Source organism: Pseudomonas sp. HN8-3, from assembly GCF_020790195.1.
In the GTDB taxonomy this organism is placed as follows: domain Bacteria; phylum Pseudomonadota; class Gammaproteobacteria; order Pseudomonadales; family Pseudomonadaceae; genus Aquipseudomonas; species Aquipseudomonas synxantha_A.
Genome location: NZ_CP086206.1, coordinates 2324792 through 2345859 on the forward strand (window position 1 = coordinate 2324792; position 21068 = coordinate 2345859).

General features: G+C 66.1%; 14 protein-coding genes. 1 reads left to right on the forward strand and 13 read right to left on the reverse strand.

Features of this window, described 5'->3' with window-relative positions; translation table 11 throughout:
• Window positions 1–130: 130 nt before the first annotated feature.
• The gene (locus tag LJX92_RS10470; RefSeq protein WP_081883272.1) at window positions 131–1336 is read left to right on the forward strand and encodes a XylR family transcriptional regulator; all 1206 of its coding nucleotides are present in this window, start codon (window positions 131–133) and stop codon (window positions 1334–1336) included.
• On the opposite strand, the gene LJX92_RS10475 is transcribed toward LJX92_RS10470, so the two are convergent.
• Genes LJX92_RS10475 through LJX92_RS10535 form a run of 13 tightly spaced genes read right to left on the reverse strand, consistent with a single transcriptional unit; the run spans window position 1224 to window position 21046 of the window.
• On the reverse strand, window positions 1224–2651 hold the full coding sequence (locus tag LJX92_RS10475) for an isochorismate synthase (RefSeq protein ID WP_228309717.1): 1428 nt from the start codon (window positions 2649–2651) through the stop codon (window positions 1224–1226). The two genes, LJX92_RS10470 and LJX92_RS10475, sit on opposite strands and share 113 nt — an antisense overlap.
• Entirely contained in the window at window positions 2648–2956 is a 309-nt protein-coding gene (locus tag LJX92_RS10480) for an isochorismate lyase (protein ID WP_005787433.1), read from the reverse strand. Before LJX92_RS10480 ends, LJX92_RS10475 begins: the two co-directional genes overlap by 4 nt.
• Window positions 2953–3699 (reverse strand): thioesterase II family protein, encoded by a 747-nt coding sequence (locus LJX92_RS10485; RefSeq protein WP_032876541.1) that lies wholly within the window; start codon window positions 3697–3699, stop codon window positions 2953–2955. Before LJX92_RS10485 ends, LJX92_RS10480 begins: the two co-directional genes overlap by 4 nt.
• Entirely contained in the window at window positions 3696–5294 is a 1599-nt protein-coding gene (locus LJX92_RS10490; protein ID WP_032876538.1) for a (2,3-dihydroxybenzoyl)adenylate synthase, read from the reverse strand. Before LJX92_RS10490 ends, LJX92_RS10485 begins: the two co-directional genes overlap by 4 nt.
• Entirely contained in the window at window positions 5287–6006 is a 720-nt protein-coding gene (locus LJX92_RS10495) for a VOC family protein (protein ID WP_032876535.1), read from the reverse strand. The genes LJX92_RS10490 and LJX92_RS10495 overlap by 8 nt, the downstream gene beginning before the upstream one ends.
• Window positions 6003–7142, reverse strand: coding sequence for a Gfo/Idh/MocA family oxidoreductase (locus tag LJX92_RS10500; protein ID WP_078821034.1), 1140 nt, complete (start codon window positions 7140–7142; stop codon window positions 6003–6005). Before LJX92_RS10500 ends, LJX92_RS10495 begins: the two co-directional genes overlap by 4 nt.
• Window positions 7139–8317: a cytochrome P450 gene (locus tag LJX92_RS10505; protein WP_148854107.1), complete on the reverse strand. Its 1179-nt coding sequence runs from the start codon at window positions 8315–8317 to the stop codon at window positions 7139–7141. Before LJX92_RS10505 ends, LJX92_RS10500 begins: the two co-directional genes overlap by 4 nt.
• Window positions 8314–9990 (reverse strand): class I SAM-dependent methyltransferase, encoded by a 1677-nt coding sequence (locus LJX92_RS10510; RefSeq protein ID WP_228309718.1) that lies wholly within the window; start codon window positions 9988–9990, stop codon window positions 8314–8316. The genes LJX92_RS10505 and LJX92_RS10510 overlap by 4 nt, the downstream gene beginning before the upstream one ends.
• Before the next feature lie 2 nt (window positions 9991–9992).
• Entirely contained in the window at window positions 9993–11021 is a 1029-nt protein-coding gene (locus tag LJX92_RS10515; protein ID WP_228309719.1) for a class I SAM-dependent methyltransferase, read from the reverse strand.
• Window positions 11018–12121, reverse strand: coding sequence for a saccharopine dehydrogenase NADP-binding domain-containing protein (locus tag LJX92_RS10520; protein ID WP_228309720.1), 1104 nt, complete (start codon window positions 12119–12121; stop codon window positions 11018–11020). Before LJX92_RS10520 ends, LJX92_RS10515 begins: the two co-directional genes overlap by 4 nt.
• Entirely contained in the window at window positions 12115–13860 is a 1746-nt protein-coding gene (locus LJX92_RS10525) for an ABC transporter ATP-binding protein (protein ID WP_228309721.1), read from the reverse strand. Before LJX92_RS10525 ends, LJX92_RS10520 begins: the two co-directional genes overlap by 7 nt.
• The gene (locus tag LJX92_RS10530; protein ID WP_216091180.1) at window positions 13857–15596 is read right to left on the reverse strand and encodes an ABC transporter ATP-binding protein; all 1740 of its coding nucleotides are present in this window, start codon (window positions 15594–15596) and stop codon (window positions 13857–13859) included. Before LJX92_RS10530 ends, LJX92_RS10525 begins: the two co-directional genes overlap by 4 nt.
• Window positions 15593–21046: a non-ribosomal peptide synthetase gene (locus LJX92_RS10535; RefSeq protein ID WP_228309722.1), complete on the reverse strand. Its 5454-nt coding sequence runs from the start codon at window positions 21044–21046 to the stop codon at window positions 15593–15595. Before LJX92_RS10535 ends, LJX92_RS10530 begins: the two co-directional genes overlap by 4 nt.
• Window positions 21047–21068 lie beyond the last annotated feature (22 nt).

The following is a 21068-nucleotide window of genomic DNA, read 5'->3' on the forward strand; positions in this document are numbered from 1 at the left end:
TTATTGTTCTGGGCGGTGTCTGGATACTAGCAACGGCGCCCTGGCCGCTGATTATGAAAATCACCAAGGTGTAGTGCGATTTTGCACAGCGAGGTCTAGTCTGCACCTACCGGCCCCAAGGACAAAAACAATGAAAACCCTACCGCCCGTGCACCGCATCGCCTTGCTCTTCAACGGCAGCAAAATCTACGACCGCGGCATCATCACCGGTATCGGCAATTACCTGAGCAGCACCCGCGCGTCCTGGGACTTGTTCCTGGAAGAGGATTTTCTCTGCCGTCTGCGCGGTATCGAGCGTTGGCAGGGAGACGGCATCATTGCCGACTTCGATGACCCGTTGATCGGCGAGGCGCTGGCCGGGAGTCGGATACCGGTGGTGGCGGTGGGGGGATCTTACGAGGATGTCAGCGCGTACCCCAAGGGCATTCCCTATGTTGCGACCGATAACCATGCCTTGATGAAGCTGGCCTACGAGCATTTGATCGAGGCCGGGCTGACGCGGTTTGCCTGTTTCAGCCTGCCCGAGGCCCAGGCCAATCGTTGGGCGCAGGAGCGTGAGAAAGCCTTTCGCGGCTTGGTGCAACGCGATGGCTTGCCGGTGGAGATCTATCGCGGCCTGGGCACCAGTGCGCCGTTGTGGGACAGCGCGGTGGAGCAGCAGATTGCCTGGCTGCACAGCCTGCCCAAGCCCATCGGTATTATCGCGGTCACCGATGCTCGTGCCCGGCAGTTGTTGCAAGCTTGCCTGACGGCGGGCATTGCGGTGCCGGAGGAGGTGGCGTTGATCGGGATCGACAACGACCCGCTGACCCGCACCCTCACGCGGGTGCCGCTGAGTTCGGTGATCCAGGGCACCGAGACCATGGGCCGTACTGCCGCGGCCTTGCTGCATCAGATGCTGCACGGCAAGCCCTGCACCGGCACGCAGGTGCTGGTGCCGCCGGACGCGATCAACGTGCAGGCCTCCAGCCTGCATCAGCCCTTGGGCAACCCTTATGTGATGCAGGCATTGCTGTTTATCCGTCAGTACGCGTGCCAGGGGATCAAGACCGACCAGGTCGCCGCCTATGTCGGGGTCTCACGCTCGTCATTGGAAGCGCACTTTCGCAAGGTGCGCGGGTGCAGCGTGCATGACGAAATCCTGCGCTTCAAACTCGCCGCCGCCGCCAAGGGCCTGGAGAACCAGGACCTGGCCATCGCCGACATCGCCGCCCGCTGCGGCTTCACCTCTGCGCAGTACTTGCATACGGTGTTTCGCCGCGAGTTTGGCTGTACGCCACGTCAGTATCAGCAGGGCATGCCAGTTGCAGCGCCTGTTGCATGCTTGCCAGCTTGATCTGGGTTTCTTCGTACTCATTGGCTGGCAGCGAGCCCTCGACAATCCCGCAGCCGGCAAACGCATGGCAGTGCCTGGGGGTGATCAGCGCCGAGCGCAGGGCCACGAGAAAATCGCCATTGCCCTCGGCGTCCAGCCAGCCCACTGGCGCGGCATACCAGCCGCGATCAAAGCCTTCGTGTTCACGGATAAAATCCAGCGCAGGCGTGCGCGGTAGGCCGCCGACCGCGGGGGTAGGGTGCAAGGCTTGGATACCGTCCAGCAGGCGCTTGCCGGTGTTGAGCCTCGCGGTGATGGGCGTGCTCAAATGCTGCACGGTGGCAAGTTTCAGCAAGTTGGGGTGCGGCGCGGCGTGCAGGTCGCTGACCTTGTCACCCAAGGCTTGGGTAATGGTCTGCACCACCAGTCGATGCTCGTGCTGCTCTTTCGGGTCGGCCAATAAACGTTTCCCCAGCGCCTGATCTTCATTGGGCTTTAACCCACGACGGGTGCTGCCTGCCAGGGCGTGGGTGGTGAGACGGCCCGCCTCGCAACTGAGCAACCGCTCGGGTGTGGCGCCCATGAAGCAGTGTTCGCCCCGGTGAATCGCGAACAAGTGCGAGGCGTTACGCCGAGCGTGCAGGCGGCCCATCACCGCGCCAGTGTCGAGCGCGGCGTCCAGGTGGTGGTCGATATGCCGCGCCAGCACCACCTTGCTCAAGTCACCCCGGGCGATGACGTTCAACGCGGTGTCGACCTTGGCCTGCCATTGATCCCGCGGCAGTGCGACGCGTTCCACTACATAGGGGGTAGGAGCAACGTGGGTGGCTGGGTTGAGCAGTTGTTCAAGGGCGGCCAGGCTTGCTTGCACCAAGGCCGCAGGATCGCTGCCGGGCTCGACCACGCGCTGGCAGCGTAGCCAGCGCCCGTGGCTGTCCTCGCTGAGCAACCAGTGGGCAAGGTGGAAACTGGCATCGGCAAACGGCGCCCAATGGGATGCGCAGGGCTGCTGCTCATCAAAGCGCATACCGCCCAGCAGCAAGGGCGGATGCGGGCCGTTCACCAGCGCATCGGCGCACAGTGCGAACCATTGGCGATCCACTTCGGCCATGCGCTGGGGCCCCCAGGCTTCGATCTGCCAGGTGCAGCCGAGGCCGAACAAACTCAAGTCCGGCGAGTGCGCACACCAGAAGAAACCCTGGCGATGGGCCTCGTACAGTGCCAGGGGCGCCAGCGTCGGCGCGGGGTAGGCGCTGACGGCAATAACGGGGCGCTGGTACGCCACCGCCCGTTGGTGCGCGGCCTGGAAGGTCTTGAGCAAATCGGCCGCGTTCATACGCACTGGCTCTTTTTCTGTAGCCAGAAGGCCGTCTGCTCGGCGATGTACCAGTGGATGATCTGGTTGAACAGGCCCTCGACAAACTCGCCATCCAGCCCGACCTCCTGCGCCCACTGCCGGCGCTGGGGCAACATCGCCGCAACGCGATCGGGTGCGGCAATGCTGGCCTGGTCGGGTTTGAATGCGGAGGCGGCCTTGACGTATTGCATGCGCAGGCCGAGGGCGTCGATGATCTGCTTGTCGAGGCTGTCGATGGCATGGCGAATGTCGTGAAGGCCAGTGCAGTGTTCCGGGGTTTTCATCGTGCGTCTCCCTGAAGGTAGGCGGTGCGCTGCAACAGGTGGTCGATCACCGGTCGCGGCTGATGCTTGAGGTAAAAGTGGTCGCCGTCGAACAGGCGGATGTCCGGGGTATGGCGGCTCAGGTCGGCCCAGGCGCGAGCCTGCTCCAGGCTGACTTCGGCGTCATCGCGGGCCAGCAGTACATCCAGCGGTGCCGTCAACGGCCGCAGGTTCGCGGGGCGCCAGGTTTCGATGGCCTGGTAGTCGCTGCGCAACGCCGGCAGAAACAGCGTGCGTAACTGCGGGTTGGCCCACAGGTCTGCGGCCTGGGCGTCCTGGCGCAGGATGTCGGCAATCAACGCGCTGTCGTCCTGGCGATGCAGGTCGCTGGAGGGTTGCCGGTGCGGCGGTGCGTGGGCCGAAACAAATACGTGGTCAGGGCCGACACCGCCGGCCTCCAGCAGCGTGCCGACGGCATAGGCAAGCGCCGCGCCCATGCTGTGGCCGAACAGCCACAGGGGCCGCGCAGGCAAGGTCAGCAACGCCTGGCTGATGTGCTCGGCGAGGGTCGCCAGGCATGGGATATGCGCTTCGTTGAAGCGCTCTTCGCGCCCGGGGTACTGCACTGCCAACAGGTCAATGTCACCCGGCAAATGCGCCAGCCACGGCCGAAAAAAGCTCGCGCTGCCACCGGCGTGGGGCAGGCACACCAGGCGTGCGCGGGGCTGTTGCCCCTCACGCAATACACGTAGCCACGGGCTCATAAGGCCAGCACCTGTTCCGCCAGGGCCTTGCGGTTGACCTTGCCCAGGCGCGTCAGCGGAAACTCGCGCAGCACCTGCAAGCGGTCTGGCAACTTGTAGGCCGCCAGCCCACGCTCGCGCAGCCAGGCGTTGATCGACGCCAGGTCCAATGGCGCGCCGTGGGCCAGTACGCAGGCGCAACTGCGCTCACCCAGCAACTCGTCGGCCAGCGCCACCAGCGCCACATCGCGGATCAGCGGATGGCCGAGCAGCAGGTTCTCGATCTCTTCCACCGGAATCTTTTCGCCGCCCCGGTTGATCACATCCTTGCTGCGCCCCTCGACGATCAAGTGCCCTTCGGGCAGGCGCCGTACCAGGTCGCCGCTGCGATAAAAGCCATCGGCGGTAAAGGCGCGCTGGTTGTGCTCGCGAGCGTTGTAGTAACCGCGAATGGTGTAGGGCCCGCGCACCAGCAATTCACCGACGGCGCCGGGAGCCACCGGCACATCGTCGGCATCGACGATACGGATCTCGTCTGCGCCGGTCAGCGGCAGGCCCTGGGTGTCGAAGACCAGCGCCTGCGGGTCATCCAGCCTGGTAAAACACAGCAATCCTTCGGCCATGCCGTACACCTGTTGCAGGCCACAGCCCAGGGTGGGGCGGATGCGTGCGGCGATCTCGGCCTTGAGGCGTGCGCCACCGACTTGCAGCCATTGCAGGCTGCTGAGGTCGTTGTCGGACCATTGCGCCACTTCCAGCCACAGCAACACCAATGGCGGAATCAACGCCGTGTGGGTAATGCGTTCGCGCTCGATCAGTTCGAAGGCGGTGTCGGGGCTTGGTTCCGGCGCCAGTACCAGGGTGGCGCCGACACTGAACACCCCGAGTGCGCCCGGCGAGGCCAGCGGGAAGTTATGTGCCACCGGCAGCGCCGCCAGGTAACGGGTGTGGCGGTCGAAACCGCAGGCTTGCGCCGCCAGCCGGGCATTGCACGCATAGTCGTCATGGGTGCGCGGGATCAGCTTGGGCAGGCCAGTGGTGCCGCCGGACAGCAATAGCACCGCCACATCGCGAGCGTCCGGCGCCGGGAACGGGTGAGGCGTGGCGACGCAGTCGGCCAGGGCCACGAATTCCTCGGCTGCGCCTACCACCCACACCTGTTGCAGGCTCGACACTTGGCTACGCAACGTGCGCGCCAGGGGCCGATAATCGAAGCCCAAGTGCTGGTCGATAATCACATAGGCCACCGCTTGGCTAAGGTGCGCCAAGTGGGCCAATTCATGTTCGCGGTGGGCCGGCAACGCAAACACCGGGATCGCTCCCAGGCGCAACAGAGCGAAGGTCAGGCTGAAAAACTCGGCGATATTGGGCAGTTGCACCAGCACTCGCTGGCCGGCGACCAGCCCGCGCGCGGCGAGGCCGGCGGCCAGGCGGTCGGCGTGTTGGTCCAGCTCGGCGTAGCTCCAGCGTCGGTTGCCGTCCACCAGCGCCTCTTGCTGCGGCGTACGCTGGGCTTGCTCACGCAGCAGTTGGCCCAGTGGCACGCCTTGCCAGTAGCCTTGCTCGCGGTAGCGGCGGATAAAATCTTCGGGCCAGTCTGTGAATCCATCAAGCATGGCTATCTCCATGTGCAGTCGGGCAGCTCAGCAATTGCGCACCGTGTAACGTCAATGGTTGCGCCAGGCCGGCGACTTGCACCGCCTGTACGCCGGTAAATTCGGCGGGTTGCAGGTGCAACATCGGGTCATCGCCCGCGAGCAGGTTGAGGGCGGTGCGGTCGGCGGGGCTTACGCCCAGGTGAATGGCCGCCAGCCCCGTGGCGCCGTTGGGATGGATCAGTCGCTGCGGGTGCTGGGAGGGTGAATAGGGCGTGACCAGAAACGGCAGGCGCTCATGTCGTGGGTAAACAAACCGAAAGCGCGTCTGGCTGCCGTCCGCACAGGTGCGTTGCCACTTCACCACACGGCCCATGGCCACGCCGCCGGCCGCCAGGTTTGTCAGACGGGGTGCCAGGGCCAGGTCATCGCAGAGCAGCGCGAGGTCGCAAAACCCCTCACCCTGGGCAGCCCAGCGCAACATGCGCCGCCCGGCGCCACGCCCGGCCAGGCAGTCGATGGGCCACTTGAACAACCAGGCATGACGCGGGGTGGTGAGCAGCTCGATGATCGGCCCGCGGCTGAACCAGATATGCGCATGTTGCGCGCGGGCCTCGGCGGTGGCGTAGATGACCTCGAAACCGGCGGCGCGAAAGTTCGCCACCGCCTGGTGCAGGTCGCGAACCCACAGCAGCACATGGCTGCAGGACGAACGGGATTGGGCAGTGTTCAAAAGGGCAGGGCTCCCACGAGTTGCGCGCTGGGGTCAGCGCCAGGCGGCTGTACGGCGTCGGCGCAGCGATGCAGTTCGGTCATCGGCAGCGCACGGGGAATCGGCGGTTCAATCAGTTCCGGCATGCCGATCAGGCTGTTCATTTCACGCCAGGCCATCGACACCTCGGTGGCCCACATGCCGCTGCGCAGGCGCTGCGCCGGTTCGGCGATGTCGGCGCACAGCGCATCCAGGGCGAGGCTGACCGCATCGGGCCAGAGCTGGTTGAACACCTGGTGATAGCTGGCGGGTATGTGCGGGTCGAGCACCACCATGCTCGGCCCGGCCAATCGTTCACTGCCTTTGCCTGCCATGATCAGGCGGTCGGTGTCGTCCCGTGGTGCGTGCAGGCGTGGGTTCCACAGCACCGGGCCGTGGGTGTCGCACAGGCTCAGCACGCCGCCTTCACAGCCGACTTCAAGGCGATGCAGCAGGAACGAGTGGTTATCCGGGTCTTGGGGGTGCACCTGGTTTTGTACGCGCAGGCTGATCGGCACGCCATTGAAGCTGGCGTTCAACCGCGTGAAGGGTTGCGCACCGACACTGGCGGCCGGCGCCGCAAATACCCAGGGCCGCAAACCACCGGCCAGGCGCCCGAGAATATCCAGCAACGGGTAGGCCACCTGGCTGTTACAGGCCGCGTCGATATAGGCCAGCCCTTGTTGCTCACGCAGGTACGCGGCTACCGCCAGAAAACGCCGGATCGCAAGGATATTCGGGTACAGCGTATTGACCGCATAGGCCGCCTGGCCCTGACGCGCCGCCTGCATGCACGCGGCGATTTCGCGGTGATGCACCGGGTGTTCCTGCAATACGTGAATGCCACGGCGCAAGAACTGCTGGGCCAGTTCGCTGCCCACGCCACCGGTGGCGCCGGAACGCACCACCACGCAGGCAATGTCGACGCTATCGGGCACCTGCTCGACGGCCTCGTACAGCGCCACCCCGTAGTGATCGGCGCAGGCCTTTGAATAGGCATTGCCACGCGACAGGATGCCGACCAATTCATAGCGCTCATGGGCACGAGCCAAGGCTTGCAGGTAGATGCGGCCGAACGCGGTGCCGGCGACGATCACGCGTGGACGAGCGCGGCTCATGACCAGGTCACCGGCAGGCAGTGGGCACCGCGAAAGAACGTCGCCGTTTTCCACTGCACCTGCCCGCAGCGTTGCAGGTTGGGCAGGCGTTCTACCAAGGCTTGCAACGCCTCTTGCAACTCCACCCGCGCCAGCGCCGAGCCGATGCAGTGATGCAGGCCGTGGCCGAAGCCGAAATGGCCGGCGGCATCGCGTTGCAGGTTGAGGGTTTGCGGGTCGGCAAAGCGCGCCGGGTCATGGTTGGCCGCACCGATGGACGCGAAAACGGCTTCGCCCTGGCGAACCAGGGTTTCACCTACCTGGATATCTTCGAGGGCGTAATGCACAAACATCGCCGCCGACGCCAGCGGGATATAGCGCAGCAGCTCTTCCACCGCCTGGGGAATCTGCTCGGGATGGGCCTTGAGTTGTTGCCACTGTGCGGGGTTGTCCAGCAACACCAGAATGAAATTGGGGATCTGCGAAGCACTGCCTTCGTAGCCGGCGACGAGGATGGCGATGCACAACAGCAGCAGTTGGTCTTCGCTCAGGCGCTCGCCTTGGTCATCGGCCTGGGCCAGGGCGGTCATGAAATCGTCCTGAGGCTGACGGCGCCGCTCGGCGACCAGGCCCTTGATGTACTCGGCCAGTTCACCCAAGTGCTGTTGGGTCAACGCGGCGTCTTCGGCGCGGGTCGACAGCAATGAGTCGTTCCATACCTTAAAGCGTTCACGGTCTTGCAGCGGTACGCCCAGCAGCTCGCAAATCAACGCCAGGGGCAACGGTAAGGCATAGTCGCTAACCAAGTCGGCGGGCGGGCCGGCGGCGAGCATACGGTCGATCAACTCATGGGCGTAGGCCCGGGCATGGGGGCGCAGTGCTTCGACGCGCCGCCGGGTAAACGCCTGGGCGGCGCGGGAGCGGATCCGCGTGAGTTGCGGCGGGTCCATCATCACGATGCCGCCGGCAATTCGCGGGAATGCTCGCGGGGCATCGTCGCGGCGAAATGCTTCGCTGCGGCTGAAGCGCCGGTCGCTCAGCACCAGGCGCACATCGTCATAGCGCGTGGCGAGCCAGGCGGGCGCGCCGATGGGCATCTGGATACGCAGCAGGCCCGGTGCTTGCTGGGCATGGCGGTAAGGCTCGGCGAGCTCCAGGTCGGTGAAGGCATTGAAAGGGTAGGCCAGCGGGGTCATGGCAAGTCCTTGGCGGTAGGCAGGTCGGGCAAACGGTCGAGCAGTTCCAGGTGCAGGTCTGGGTGTTCCAGGTGCGCGGCCAGCGCGGCGCGGCTCAAGCGTTGGCAGGGCACTTGGGCGACGAACACACGATGGCCGAGCGACGCCAGCGGGTGGTCGGCGGCGGGCAGGCTGCGATTGCCCTGGAACCCGGCGCGGGCCAGGGCGGTTTGCCATTGGTTGAGGTCCAGGAAGGTAGTGCTGCTCAGCGCGCGCTCATCGCTGGCCTGGTTGAGCATGAAAGCCTGGGAGGCCATCACCCAGAACTCCTCCTGGGTCGGCTCGCTGAACACCAGCCAGCCGCCGGGTTTTAGCAAGGCGAGCAGGGTGGCCAGGGAGCGCTCGGTGTCGCGGGCGGCATTCAGCACGCCCCCGGCGACGATCAGGTCCCAACTCTGGGTGCGATAGCCTTGGGCAGGGGCGGGGCGGTCGATATCAAACACCCCGTGGCGCACCCACGGCCAGGCGTGCAGACGCTCGGCGGCCTGTTCGCTGAAGTAGCGCGACACGTCGGTGCACAGATAGTCCACCGTGACCTTGGCCAGGGCCGGCACTACGGCCTGGGTGGTGGAACCGGTGCCGGCACCGACTTCCAGCACCCGCAAGGGCTCGGTGCCGCTCTGGCGCGCAGCCCAGGCGCCAATCCAGTGAGCCACGGCGCGATGCTGGTACTGCGCCGCCAGGCTTTCGCGGTACAACGCTGCCGCACGTTCGGTGCGGCCTTCGGGAAACAGCAGGTGCACCGCTGCGCACTCACCGCGCATCAACGCCGGCAACTGGCGAGCGTTGTCGCGCGCGTAATCGAGGGTGGCGCTGCCGCCGGTGTTGCGCGCCCAGTCCAGGCTCAACTGTGCCCAGATGCCCTCCAGGCTGGCGTCGCTCCAGGTGCTGGCGTCGAGGTTGGGATGCAGGTGGTCGCCTTGGCGGCGCAGCAAATCCTCGGCTTGGAGCACGTCGAGCCAGCGTGCGATGAGCGGGCGGTGGCCGGGGGCGATGCCGGCATTGGCGAGGCTGTGCGCCACATCGTTGAGCGGTGCGGGCAGCAGGCCGCACTGCTCCAGGCCATTGAGCATCGACAGCAAAGCGGCGTGGCTCAAGCGCTGGTTCAACTGTACGGCGTCGGTCAGTTGCGTGACGCTGAATTGCTGATCGACGGCGGCTGCGGTCGCGTCCAACTGATCGTCCACTGTCGCCGGTTCGCACGGCTGGGGCACCGCGAACAGCGTCGTGCCGTGCAGCGCCACCGCATTCACCTGGGGATGTTCCAGTGCCCGCTGGCACCAGCGCTGGTGCTCACGCTTGACGCTGACCAGGTCGCGCCCGTCATCAGTAAAACCCTCTACGTGGCAATCGAGCTGCGCCGCTGCCCGTTCCGCCAACTGCCAGTCGCCCGGTCGGGAGCTGATGAACAACAGTTGTTGCAGATGGCTCAGATCACTCAGGGCCAGGGCGGGAAAGTCCAGCAGACGCTCCAGTTGTTCGGCGCTCATCATTACCACCGCCGGACGCTGGCGTTCGAGCACTGCCAGCAAACGGGCCGGGGCCTGTTGATGCAGGCCCAGGTCGGTAAAGACCGGCAAGCGCCAGGGGTGCTTGCCGGCGGGCAGTTCGATCAGCAAGGTGTCGATATTCATGCTCAAACTCCTCTGGCCTGGAACAAGCGCTGCCCCGCAGCAGCGAGCGGTTCGCCCGCGTCAGGCCACACCTCCAGCAACTCAAAACCTGCAACCTGCAAGGCCTGGCGCCACGCGTCGACGGCCATGAAGGCTTCATCGCCAGCACGCAGCGGCGCATCGGCCGGCGGCGACAGCAACAGGTGCATGAAGGTCAGCATCGCCGGGTTGTCGGCGATGGATTCACTAAACAGCAAGGCGCCCCAATCGCGCAGGCTGGTGCGGATCTGGCCGAGGCAGTCGGGCAGGTCGCGGGCGTTGTGCAGTGCGTTGCCGGCAATCACCAGGTCTTGGCTGCGAGGCGCTATGCCCTGGTCGCTGAAGCGGCGATTGAGATCGAGCAGGCCGAACTGCATCCCCGGCTCAAGACGAAACTGACGCTGGGCCGCACTGGTGAACAGCGAGCTGATGTCGGTAAAGCGATAATCCTTCTCGCGTTCTTGCAGCGCCGTCAGCACCGTAGCGGTGGTGCAACCGGCGCCGCCGCCCAGCTCCAGCACCTGCAGCGGCCCGGCAGCGGCGCTGACTTGCCGCGCCCGGGCCCCCAAGGCTTGATTGATCGCCGCAGTGAAGTGGTTGTGCTGGTAGGTGCCCATCACCTTCACCGGGTCCCCGCCAAGCATCAGCAAGTGGGTGAGGGTGAACTGATCGCGCAGCAGGTCGGGCAGGCATTCGATCACTTGGGTATGCAGGCGCGCCATGCTCGCTGGAAAGCCCAATGCGGCATACAGGCGCGGCAGTTCACCCACTTGCGGGTCATCGGGGGGCACTTGCCAACCCAGGCGTTTACCTTCCTCGTGCAGCAGGCCGGCACGGGTCAACGCGGCCAGCCAGCGGCGTACCACCCAGGCATGACGGGCCGCCGTGCCCAGGGCCTGGTTGATGTGCTCGGCAGTGCGCCACGCCTGCAACGGCAACGCCTGGCTGTGCAATAACACCTGGGCCATCACGCCCAGGCTCAAGTGTTCCAGCTCGTTCAGGGCGTTGTTCATAGGCAACCTTCTTGGGCGACATGCAGTTGATCGAGCGGGCCGTGCAACAGGTTCAAGCTAAGAATCGCCGAGGTGCACAGCAGGCGCTCCAGGCTGGCGGCGGGCGGCAGGGCCTGGGCCGCTTCATGGCAGCCGGCGCTGATCTCACCCTCCACCACGCTGATCACCGTGATCACGGCCATGGCTGCGGTGAGCGCCGCATTGCCTGCGCCACTGAGCACCAGGCTGCGGGTCCGGACCTCGCTATCGTGCAGGCCCTCCAGTTGCAGCAGCAGGGTGACGAAGGGCGCCTGGCCGCTGAGATCCAGGCGGCTGGCTTCGCACAAGCGCTGCACCGCTTCTGCCCTTGGCAAGCCGTGAGCCTGGTCAAACGCCTTGAGCACGTAGCCGTCGGTGATCACGTTGAACCACTGGCCGACGTCCAGGTTCAGGTCCATGGCCAGACGTTCACCCTCAAGGTTCAGGTAGGGCAGCAGGTGAACCGAGCCGGGAAAGCACGGTACCGACACCTCGCGCCGGCGCCGCAGTGCGCGGCTGCGACGCCCGTGTTGCCAGGCCGCCAGCGGTTCGCTGCTACCGTCCACCGCGCCTTGCAAAAAGTCGTCGGCAGCCACGGCGGTGAAGTGATCGCGCAAGCCGAAATAGCTGGTCAGGCTGCGCACCTGGGTGAATTCCTGCTCGGCCAGCCAGCGCGGCAGCAGGCCGGTGAACCCCGGTTGCAGGCCTGCGCCCAATATCGCGCAGCGGCCACGCCATTGGGCGGGGTCGAGGTGCATATGACCGGCGGCGTCGACGTAATGGGCGTCGGCCTGCAACGCTGCCAGCGCGGCACGGTCCTGCACGCGCCACGAGGGGCCCGCGCAGTTGAGCAGCACATCGCAACCGCGGGCGAAGGTGGCCAAAGCCTCGGCACCGTTGAAGTCCACTTCGGCCCATTGCAAACGGGCTTGGGGCCATTGCTGCTGGAGAACCTGCACGCAGTGCGCGCCCTTGGCGGCATCGCGCCCACCCAGGCGCAGCTCGTTCACTCCCAGCGTCAACAACGCCTTGGCGCTGGCCAGCCCCACGTCGCCACTGGCGCCCAACACCCCGATCAGCATGGCTGCGCCTCGGCTTTCAAGCGCCAGCCGCCGGCGCGCTGGCGGTCATGCCAGAACCCGGCGTAGCGACCGTTTTGGGCAAGTAATTGTGCGTGCGTCCCCGATTCCACCAATCGGCCCTCATCCAGCACCAGTATCTGGTCGGCGGCCATGATGGTGGGCAGGCGATGGGCGATCACCAGCACTGTGGCGTTTTGCATCAAGGCGTGAATCGCCGTCTGCACGAAGGCTTCGTTGTGCGGGTCCAGGGCTGCCGTGGCTTCATCCAGCAGTACGATGGGCGCCCGCTTGAGCAGGGCCCGGGCCAGGGATACCCGTTGGCGTTCGCCGCCGGACAGCGCCGCGCCACCTTCGCCTACCGGGGTGTTCCAGCCCTGGGGCAGGCGCGCGACGATTTCATCCACACCGGCCAATCGCGCCGCTCCGGCCACTTGCTCGGCGCTGGCGTCCGGGTTGCCGACGCGAATGTTGGCCTCCAGGCTGTCGTCGAACAGGTAGACGTCCTGCATCACCAGAGATAACTGCGCCATCAGCGCTGCGTTGGACAGCTCGCGTACGTCTACACCGCCAACCCTGACGCTGCCCTCGCTGGCATCGAAAAAGCGCATCAACAAGCGGGTGACAGTGGTTTTGCCCGAGCCCGAAGCGCCGACAATCGCGGTCATCGAATGCGCCGGTGCGCTGAAGGTCAGGTTATGCAGCACCTTTGGTCCGCTGGGGTACCCGAAGCTGACCTTGTCGAAGGCCAGGGTGCCGGGTGCCGTCAGCGGTTGGCTCACCGCGGGTTCCGGCAGCGGCGGCTCGCGCAGGATGCCCACCAGTTGCTCCAGGTCGTTAGCGGCCATGCGTAACAGACCACTGCGCGCCGCCGCTTCGGCCAGCGGCCCGACAAAACGTGCCGCCAGCGCGAGCAAGGCGACCAACTGGATGGCGTCGATTTCGCCATGGGCGGCCAGGGCGATGCCCACGCCCACCAGCAACGCAAACGCCAGTTGTACGGTCAGGCCACCGGCCAGCAACTTGGGAAAGGTCTGCGACAGCATCGAGCCGCCCGCGTGTTTCTGCGCCAGGTTGGCGGCCTGCAACGGCGCGTAGCCGTCCTGGGTGCGACCAAAGGCGCGCAGCACTGGCTGGTAGCGGGCGAACTCGACCACGCGGTTACCGGCCAGAGTCGCGGCGGCTTCCACGCGCGCATCATTGCTGCCGATGGCGGCGGCCGACCAGTGATGGGTGAAGTAGATCAGCGGCGCGCACAATGCGGCGGTCAGGCCCAGGCGCCAGTCGAACACGAACAGGGTCAGCGCCACGGTAGCCGGCACTACCACGCCAGACACCACCGGCCCCAGGTAATGGGCAAACAAGCCGGTGACCATCAGCGTGCCGCTGGTGGCACTGCGCGACAGACGCCCGACCTTCTCGGAGTTGAACCAGCCCAGCGGCAGGCTGACCAGGTGCTGGCCAAGGCGGTCATGCAAGGTGGTCAACACCAGCAGCGCCAGGGCAAAGCCCTTCATGGCCTGCTGGTAATGGGCGATGCAGGTCAGCACCACCATCGCCGCCAGGCCAGCCAGCCAGAGGGACGCGCTGTGCAGGTCAGCGGCAAACAGCGCGTGCAGGATCGGCACCAGCAACGCCACGGCCAGCCCTTGCAACACGGCACTGGTCACCAGCCAGGCGAGGTAGCGGTACAGGCGTGCGGCGTGGGCCGGGCCCAATAAAGTCACGAGGCTGCGGATCACAAGGACATCTCCAGGTCGGGGGCGGTGGTTTCGGTGCCGGCGCGCCACAGGCGGGCATAGGTGCCGTTCGCTGCCAGCAATTGCTCGTGAGTACCGTTTTCCAGCACGCGGCCCTGGTCGAGCACCACGATCTGGTCGACGCCGCAGATACTCGCCAGACGGTGGGCAATCACCAGTACCGTGCGGCCGCGGGCCAGGGCAGAGAGGGCATCCTGGATCAGCGCTTCGGATTCGGGGTCGGCGTGGGAGGTGGCTTCATCGAGGATCAGCACCGGCGTATCGGCCAACAGCGTGCGAGCGATGGACAAGCGCTGGGCTTCACCGCCGGAAAAAATCGCGTCTTCGCCGATCACCGACTGATAGCCGCGGGGCAGGGCGCGGATGCGTTGATGAATCTGCGCGGAGCGTGCCGCGGCCTCGACGTCGGCATCGCTGGCCTCGGGGCGGCCCAGGCGCAGATTGTCGGCGACGGTGCCGTGCACCAGTTGCGCGTCTTGCAACACAAAGCCAACGTGTTGATACAGCTGGCGCGGGTCAATCTCGCGCACATCCACACCACCCACGCAGACCCGCCCGGCGTTGACGTCGTGAAAGCGCGGTACCAACTTGGCCAGGGTCGATTTGCCCGCGCCGGAGGCACCCACCAGCGCGGTGACGCTGCCGGCCGGGCAGTGCAGGTCGACGCCATTGAGGATCAGGTGCTCGGGGTCATAGCCGAACTGTACCTGTTCAAAGCGAATATCACTGCCCTGGGGCATCCTGCACACCTTGGGTGTGGGCAGTTCCTCAACCTCAAGCAGCGCCTCGATGCGGTCGGCGGCCGCGAGGGCAGTGCGCTGGGCGGTGAGGCTCTGGTTGATCACCAGCAACGACTGCGGAATCACCACGGCTACCAGGGTTTCGGCGAACAACTCCAGCGCTGTAATCCAGCCCTGGGCCAGCAACAGGCTGCCCACCCCCAGGCTCACCAACAGAATTACCGGCACGCTCAGGGCCATCGATGAAAACGCTTCCAGGCGCAGCAGCGGCCGCACCCAGCCAGCGTATTGCGTGCTGAACTGGTCGACCGCCTGCTGATAGCTGCGATGGGCCTGGCCCACCTGGCCGAACGCCTTGACCACGGCAATACCGTGGACAAACTCGACAATCGCCGCGCTGACCCGGGTCATGCTCTTGTCGAGCAACTGCATCTTGGCGCCGAAGCCGCGCATCATCAGGCTGTAGGCCACCGCGTAGATCGGCAGGGTCAGCACCGCCAGCAGCGCCAGGCGCCAGTTCAATGTGGCCAACCAGATCAGCCCTGCCAGCGGGGTGACTATCGCCGCCGTTACTTCCACTGCGTGATGGGCAACCAGGTGGTGCAGGTCTTCCAGGTCGTCCTGCACCACTTTGCGCACCGCGCCGGAGGTGGTGTCGGTGTACCAGCCCAGCGGCACGCGCCCCAGCTTGCGCACCATGGCTTCGCGCAAGCTCGATTGCAGGCGGTGGTCGGCCAGGTGGGTCAGCCACAGCGCGACGCCGCTGGCCATCCAGCCAAGGCTCAGGGCGACCACTACCAGCGCCGCCCACAGCCACAACGTGTGGCTGTGGGCATTGCCGGCCAGCAGCAAGCGGCCCAGTTCGGTCAGGCCGATAAAGGGCACCAGGTTGACCAGTGCGCCGACGGCGGCGAATACCACACCGAGGCGGATCAGGCGGTTGACCGGGCGTTTGAGGGTATCGAGTGCGGTGCTCATGAGTTTTTCCGAAGGGCCTCAAGCAGGTGCGCGGTGACGGTGTGCACGTGGGGTGGCTCGATGACGCTGAAATGGTTGCCCGGCACGTCGATCAGGTTGAATTGCCCCAGGCACGCGTCCTCCCAGAACGGCGCCGCCAGATGGCCGACGCCGCCGGTGATCCCGAACGATTGCTGCTCCAGACAGCGCAGGTAGGTCATGTTGCCGAGGAACGGCGGCGGATCGAACCGTGCCGCCCGCATACTGTGGCGGCATACGCGGAACAGCGTGGGCACCAGCTCCGGGCCGATGGGCACCCCGGCCTGGCCGGACGCCAGGCGCGCATACTCGGCCAGGCGTTCTTCCTGGCTGCGCGCCGACTGTTGCTGCACCGCCAATGCCAGCGCCTCCAGGCCCGGGTCGCCGCCCAAGGCAGCCATGGCCCCGGCGGGTACGCGGCGGTTGTCGCGGGCCATCAGCAGGTCGATGGCGCGGTACACGTCGTAGTCTTCGATATGCGCGCCGAACACGGTTTTCACCGGGTCCAGGTTGAGGTTGGGCACGAAGATCGCCTCATAGGCCAGCTCTTCGTCGGTGTCGATAAACATCGGGATACTGTCGATCAGGCTCAGGTCCACCACTTCCATGCCACGTTCCAGCAGGCGCCGGGCGACTTCGGTGGCGAGCAGGCCGCCCAGGCAGTAGCCGATCAACTGGAAGCGCTGATGGCCGTCGGCGATCAAGCGTTCGGTGTAGTCCTGGGCCACGCTTTCGATCAGGCGCTTGGGTTCCAGGGCCAGGTACTGCGCGGTGTCGGCCACCGCAAAACCGATCACCGGGCCGGCCTGCTGAGCGGCGAGTGAGCGGCCCAGGTGCTGGAAATAATCCAGGGTGCCGAGGGCCGCGTGGAACATCACCCGCACCGGGCCGACGTCGCCGCCGCCAAAGGGCACCACCAACGCGTTGCTGTTGGATGAACGCTGGGATTGGCCGGGATTGACCGCAGACGGTGCGCTTTCTCCATGGTTGAGCAGGCGCGCCAGTGCGCTGACAGTCGGCTCGTTGAGCATCTGCCGCAACAGGGTGTCGTAGCTCAGGCGTTGCGCCTGGGGCAGTTGTTCGCGCAACTGGCCAGCGACGCGGGCGAGGATCAGCGAATCGGCGCCTTTTTCGTAGAAGCTGTCGTCGGCGCCGATCTGCCCCAGGCCCAGGGCCTCGGCCCACACTTGGCACAGCTGCGCGGTAAGTGGGTCACTGGGTAACTGCTCGCTGCTGGCGGCTTGGGTATCCACGGCGGGGCGCCAGTTGGCCAGGGTCTTGCGGTCGACCTTTCCGTTGGCGGTCAAGGGCAGGCGGTCGAGTACTTGTACGTGCGCCGGCAGCATGTAGTCCGGCAGGCGTTGCGCGAGAGCGCGGCGCAGGCTGTCGACGCTCAGACGCTGGAACCCGGCCTTGAAGCGTGCGGCGAATACTTGCATACCCAGGGCCGCCAGCGGGTGGTCGGCGTGGGGCAGGGCCGGCAGGCTTTCGCCGCCGAATGCCTGGATACGCTCACGCCAGGTGTCGGCGCTGCACAAGCCGCTGCGGCCTTGGTCGTGATCGCCGCCTGACGGCGTCATCATGAAGCCCTGGGTCAGCAGAATCGGCGGCCATTCGCCGGTCGGCTCGCTGAACACCAGCCAGCCACCCGGGCTGAGCAGTTCGGTGATCTGGCCGAGGGCGTTGTCGATGTCCTTGACGCTGTTGAGCATGCCCGCGCACAGCACGATATCCACGCTGTTGCTGGCCAGGCCCTGGGGGCGGATGGGCTGATCGATGTCCAGCACGCCATAACGCACCCAGGCGTGGTCGGCAAAGCGTTGCCTGGCCGCCGGCAGGAAAAACGCGGTCATGTCGGTGAACAGGTAATCCACTTCGAGCCCATCGAGCAGGCTGATCACCGGCGCACTGGTAGCGCCGGTGCCCGCGCCGATTTCGAGGATGCGCAGCGGGCCGTCGCCTTCGTGGTGGGTAGCAAGGCGGTTGATCAGCGCAGCGATGCTGTGGTTGTTGTAGCGCGACACGGCATCCCCGCCATACAGCTGCAATGCCAGGTCTTGCTCGCCCTGAGGGAACAACAGGTCGAACGGGTTGACATCGCCGCGCAGCAGTTTTTGCAGTTGCCCGACGTGGTTGAGCTGGTAGTCGAGCAGCGTCTGGCTGCACAGCCCGGATGCGACCGCCTGTTCCACCCGGCCCCAGGCCAGCGCCGGGTTTGGCGCGCTGTCGAGCAGGCGATAGCGGGACTGTTCACGGTGCAACAGGCCCGCGTCACACAAGGCCGCGAGCCAGCGCCGCACCAGCCAGTGATGGCGGGGCTGCGCTTGCAGGGCCTGCAGGATGGTGGGTGCATCCGGTTCGGCCCACGCGCCGCTGAATAGATTGGCCTTGAGCATCACGTCCAGCATCGAACTCAACGCTGCGCCACTGAGGTCCGCCTGATAGTCGCGTACCTGTTGGGGGTCAAAGCTGCCGACCTGGCTGTCGGCGTAGCGCTGCACCGCCGTCAGCAACGGCGCGCCGGGTAGCGGTTCGGGTTCGGCCCGCGCAGGCGTGACGAAGCCCAGCAGTTCGTCGCTGAACAGGCTGACCGCGCTGTCCACGCCCGGGGTGGAGAGCAGTGCGGCGTCGATTTCGCCCAGTTCCACCCGATGTCCACGGATCTTGACCTGGCCGTCGTTACGGCCGAGGAACTCCAGTTCACCCCCCGGCAGATAGCGGCCACGGTCACCGGTGCGGTACAGGCGCTGACCGTCGAGCGGGTGTGCAAAGAAGCGTGCCTCAGTCAACGCCGGGTCGCCCAGGTAACCCTGGGCCAGGCCGACGCCGGTGATGTACAGGTCACCCGGCACCCAGGTCGGCACGTCGCGCCATTGGTTGTCCAGCACGCGAAAGCCCTGGTTGGCCAGCGGCAAGCCGTAGGGAATGCTGCGCCACGCGGGGTCAATTGCGCCGATGGGGTGCAGGTTGGACCAGATCGAAGCCTCGGTGGCGCCGCCCAGAGCCACCAGGGCCAGGCCCGGCAACAGCGCGTGCAGTTGCGGCGCCAGGTTCAGCGCGATCCAGTCACCCGACAACAACGCCAGGCGCAGGCTGTCCAGGGGGCGCGGCTCGGCTTGCAGGTAGTGGGCCAGCATCTGCAATTGCGCCGGTACCGAGTTCCACAGAGTCACCTGATGGCGCTGCACCAGCTCGGCCCAGTGCGACGGGTCGGCGCCGCGTGCCGGGTCGGGCAGCACCAGGGTGCCGCCCACCGCGAGGGGGCCGAACAGGTCATACACCGACAAATCGAAACTCAGTTGCGCCAGGCCCAACACGCGGTCGGCGGCGTTGACCGCAAAGCGCCGGTTGATGTCCTGCACGGTATTGAGCGCAGCGCGATGGCTGATCATCACGCCCTTGGGTTCACCGGTGGAGCCGGAGGTGTAGATCACATAAGCGAGATCGTCGGGGCTGCCGTGCGGTGCCGGGAAGTCCGAAGTGGTCGGCGCCAGTTGATCCACGGCATGCCAGTGCAGGCCCTCCGGCAGTGGCGTGTGGGGCAGGGCCTGGGACTGGCCGAGCACGTGGCGCACCTTGGCGCTGTGCAGCACGCGGTCGCGGCGGGCGGCCGGGGCATGGCTGTCCAGAGGCAGGTAGGCGGCGCCGGCCAGGAGCACGCCGTAGGCCGCCACCACTTGGTCACGGCCCTTGGGCATCAGGATCGCCACTGGTTCCTGGGCGCGGCAACCGGCGGCGCTGAGGGCAGCAGCGACTGCCAAGGCACGCTCCATCAGGGCGGCGTAGGTCAGGCTGCCGTGGGCATCGATCACTGCCAGGGCCTGCGGCTGTTCCCAGGCCATGCTCAGCAGGCTGTCATGCAGGCGGCCGGTGGGCAGCGGCGCGGCGGTGGCATTGGCGGCCAGGCGCTCACGTTGTTGCCAGGCCGGCAACGGCACTTGCATGGGGTGGTCCCAGGCGGCCGGGTCGAGGGCCAGTAACTGTAACTCGGCGACGAATGCCTGCTGCATGTCTTCGATCAGGCCGTCGGGGAACACGCCTTGGCGCACATCCCAGTGGATGTGCAAACCCTGCGCGTCGTCCATCACCTGGCAGTCGAGGGTCACCTGCGGAGTTTGGGTGATGCCGTGGCCGACCTGTCGCTGGCTGGCGGGAGGTGGTTCGATCGCCAGGCCGATAGCACTGGTGAACACCACCGGCATGGACGCCGCTTCACGCCCGCGCCGGCGACCGATTTCGCGCATCACCTGGATGCCGGAAAACAGCCGGTGCTCCAGGTCGGCAAACAGTTGATTGCCCAGTTGGCGTGCCTGGCTGGTGAAATCCTGGCCCTGGGGATCATTGACCTGCAACAGGCTGACCGAGGTGAAATCCCCCACCAGTTGACCCACTTGCGGATGCAGCGGCAAGCGGTTGAGCAGTGTCAGATTGAGGCTGAAGGTGGGTTGCTGGCTCCAGCGTTGCAAGGTGCCGACGTAGGCGCTGAGCACCACGATGGACGGGGTGAGGCCGAGGGCGCCGGCGGCGCTTTTCAAGGCTGCCCATGGTTGCGCGTCGAGTTGCGCGCAGTGGCGCTGGAAGCGTGGCACGCTGGTGTCTTCGCCGCTCAGGGGCGCCGGCAGTTGCGGGGCGGGGGGCAGTTCATCGATACGCGCCATCCAGTAGTCACGGTCGCGTTGGTGGCGGCTGCCTTCGAGCAGGCCCCGTTCGGCCAGCAGGTAGTCGCGAAAGGTGATGTCCAGGCTGGGCAAGCTGGCCTGGGGGTCGTGCAGTAGCTGTTCCAGTTCATTGAACAGCAGTTGCGCGCTGGCCCAGTCGGCGATCAATGAGTCCATGGAGAAGTGCAGGGTGTCGCCGCTGTCACTGCGGCTCAGGCGCAATTCGAACAGCGGCCAGATATCGGTAGGGTAGAGCTTCTGCTCCATGGCCTCACGTATCTGCTGCACGGCGTGCTGGTGCTGTTCACGAGTGGCGCCGCGCAGGTCGGCGACGTCCACCGGGTAATGGGCGACTTCGGCCAGCACGCGCTGGGAGCCTTCGCTGGCGATCACCGCGCGCAGCATGTCGTGCCGGGCAATCAGGCGGTTCCAGGCGTGTTCGACCTGCTGCAGGTCGAGGCTCGGCCAGCTCAGTTCGAGGTAACCGTGGCAGGCCACGTTGCCGTAGCCGAATGATGACTGGCGGCCGAGCAGGTAGGCGTTCTGCACATCGGTGAGCGGGAACGGCGCGTGGCGCTGTGCCGGGTCGGCCATTACCTGGGGCCGCTCCTGGGTTTGCAGCAGGTGCAGGATCTGCTGCTTGTGCTCGCGCAGTTGCGCCAGGCGCTCGGCGTCGAGCAGGCCCTGGGGCGCGCGGAATTTGAGTTGACCATCCTGGGGCCAGAGTTCGACGCCCAGGGACTTGAGTTCGCTTAACAGTTTGGCGGCGGGCATGGGGGCAGCTCCTGGGATAAGG

What these genes read in the sequence shown, in the direction of transcription:
- LJX92_RS10510 (WP_228309718.1), bottom strand. Translation starts at nt 9,990, where the DNA reads ATGAATATCGACACCTTGCTGATCGAACTGCCCGCCGGCAAGCACCCC.
- LJX92_RS10530 (WP_216091180.1), bottom strand. Translation starts at nt 15,596, where the DNA reads ATGAGCACCGCACTCGATACCCTCAAACGCCCGGTCAACCGCCTGATC.
- LJX92_RS10480 (WP_005787433.1), bottom strand. Translation starts at nt 2,956, where the DNA reads ATGAAAACCCCGGAACACTGCACTGGCCTTCACGACATTCGCCATGCC.
- LJX92_RS10500 (WP_078821034.1), bottom strand. Translation starts at nt 7,142, where the DNA reads ATGAGCCGCGCTCGTCCACGCGTGATCGTCGCCGGCACCGCGTTCGGC.
- LJX92_RS10505 (WP_148854107.1), bottom strand. Translation starts at nt 8,317, where the DNA reads ATGACCCCGCTGGCCTACCCTTTCAATGCCTTCACCGACCTGGAGCTC.
- LJX92_RS10475 (WP_228309717.1), bottom strand. Translation starts at nt 2,651, where the DNA reads ATGAACGCGGCCGATTTGCTCAAGACCTTCCAGGCCGCGCACCAACGG.
- LJX92_RS10485 (WP_032876541.1), bottom strand. Translation starts at nt 3,699, where the DNA reads ATGAGCCCGTGGCTACGTGTATTGCGTGAGGGGCAACAGCCCCGCGCA.
- LJX92_RS10520 (WP_228309720.1), bottom strand. Translation starts at nt 12,121, where the DNA reads ATGCTGATCGGGGTGTTGGGCGCCAGTGGCGACGTGGGGCTGGCCAGC.
- LJX92_RS10515 (WP_228309719.1), bottom strand. Translation starts at nt 11,021, where the DNA reads ATGAACAACGCCCTGAACGAGCTGGAACACTTGAGCCTGGGCGTGATG.
- LJX92_RS10535 (WP_228309722.1), bottom strand. Translation starts at nt 21,046, where the DNA reads ATGCCCGCCGCCAAACTGTTAAGCGAACTCAAGTCCCTGGGCGTCGAA.
- LJX92_RS10470 (WP_081883272.1), top strand. Translation starts at nt 131, where the DNA reads ATGAAAACCCTACCGCCCGTGCACCGCATCGCCTTGCTCTTCAACGGC.
- LJX92_RS10490 (WP_032876538.1), bottom strand. Translation starts at nt 5,294, where the DNA reads ATGCTTGATGGATTCACAGACTGGCCCGAAGATTTTATCCGCCGCTAC.